Here is a 1,645-nt window from a genome sequence, read left to right as displayed (position 1 = left end):
GGCGGGCGACGTCGCGGGTGCGGGCCTGCGCGAGCGGGTCGTCGGGCCGCGGGAACGGGATGCGGTCGATGAACACGAGCTGGCACGCCGAGCCGGGCACGTCGACCCCCTGCCACAGCGACAGCGTGCCGAACAGGCAGGTGCGCGCGTCGGAGGCGAAATCGCGCACGAGCGTGGCGGTCTGGTCGTCGCCCTGGCACAGCACGGTCCACTCGGGCCCGAGCCGGTCGCGCATCTGTTCGCTCGCGGCCTGGGCCGCGCGCATCGAGGAGAACAGCCCGAGGGCGCGCCCGCCCGAGGCCCGCACGAGCGCCTCGATCTCGTCGAGCAGCTCCGGCGCGGTGCCGTCGCGGCCGGGCTTGGGCAGGTGCGCGGCGACGTAGGCGATGGCCTGGCGCGGGTAGTCGAACGGGCTCCCGACGTCGAGGCCGGACCAGGGCGGGGCGCCGTCGCCGAGCATGCCCAGCGACCCGGCGACCGCATCGAAGCTGCCGCCGAGCTCGAGGGTGGCGGAGGTGAGCACGACCGTGCGGTCGCCGAGGATGTGGTCGCGCACCTTCATCGCCACGCTCATCGGCGCGACCCGCACGCTGCTCGTGCCGCGGCGCAGGTCGCGGGCCAGCCACGCGACGTCCTGCTCGGACTCCCCGAGCAGCCGGTCGGCCACCCGGTACAGCTCGTCGAGAGCGGCCTTGGCCTGGGCGCGCGAGCCGTCGGTGTCGACCCCACCTCCGGGCGGCGCCTTGATCTGCCCGTGCACGGCCTTGGCGGCCTCGGTGACGCTGGTCAGGGCCAGGGCCAGCTGCTCGGGCAGGTGCGCCAGGCGCCCCTCCTCGGCCTGGGCGAGGGCGGTCTCGACGAGGTCGGCGGCGACCTGCAGCTCCTGGGAGTCGTCGGCGAGCTTGGCGCACCGCTTGGCGGCGGCGGAGACCGTGGCGGCGGAGATCTCGTCGGTGATCGTCGAGGTGATGCGGTCGACGAGTTCGTGGGCCTCGTCGATGACGAGCAGGTCGTGCTCGGGCAGCATCGCGCGCTCGTCGAAGGCGTCGATGGCCATGAAGGAGTGATTGGTGACGACGACGTCGACGTCGGCGGCGTCGGCGCGGGCGCGTTCGACGAAGCACTCGGCGACCATCGGGCACTTGCCGCCGAGGCACTCCTGCGCGGAGACCGAGACCTGCCGCCACGCGCGCTCGGAGACGCCGGGCACGAGCTCGTCGCGGTCGCCGGAGTCGGTCTGCTCGGCCCACTCCCGCAGCCGCGCGACCTCGGCGCCGAGCCGGGAAGCGGAGGCCTCGACGGTGCCGAAGGAGATCAGCGACTCCTCGTCGTCGGCCGGGTAGCCGCCGGCGAGCTTGTGTTGACACACGTAGTTGCGGCGGCCCTTGACCAGCGCGTAGGAGGGCCGGCGGCCCAGCGTCGTGCCGAGCGCGGCGGCCAGGCGCGGCAGGTCGCGGTCGACGATCTGGGCCTGCAGCGCGAGGGTGGCGGTGGCGACGACGACTGGCCGACCCGTCTCCTGGGCGTGGGCGAGGGCGGGCACGAGGTAGGCCAGCGACTTGCCGGTGCCCGTGCCGGCCTGCACGAGCAGGTGTTTCTCGTCGGCGACCGCGTCGGACACGGCCCGGGCCATGGCGATCTGCCC

At 74.5% G+C, this 1,645-nt stretch carries 1 protein-coding gene; it reads right to left on the bottom strand.

Going from position 1 to position 1,645, the window contains the following annotated elements:
- The coding region (locus tag PINTE_RS21160) for an ATP-dependent DNA helicase (protein WP_068434556.1) at nucleotides 1–1,645 on the bottom strand (1,645 nt) is incomplete at both ends.

This window comes from Piscicoccus intestinalis NBRC 104926 (assembly GCF_001515525.1).
In the GTDB taxonomy this organism is placed as follows: Bacteria; Actinomycetota; Actinomycetes; order Actinomycetales; family Dermatophilaceae; genus Kineosphaera; species Kineosphaera intestinalis.
Note: the sequence above shows the minus strand (reverse complement) of the source record. Positions and strands in the feature narration are given on the sequence as shown.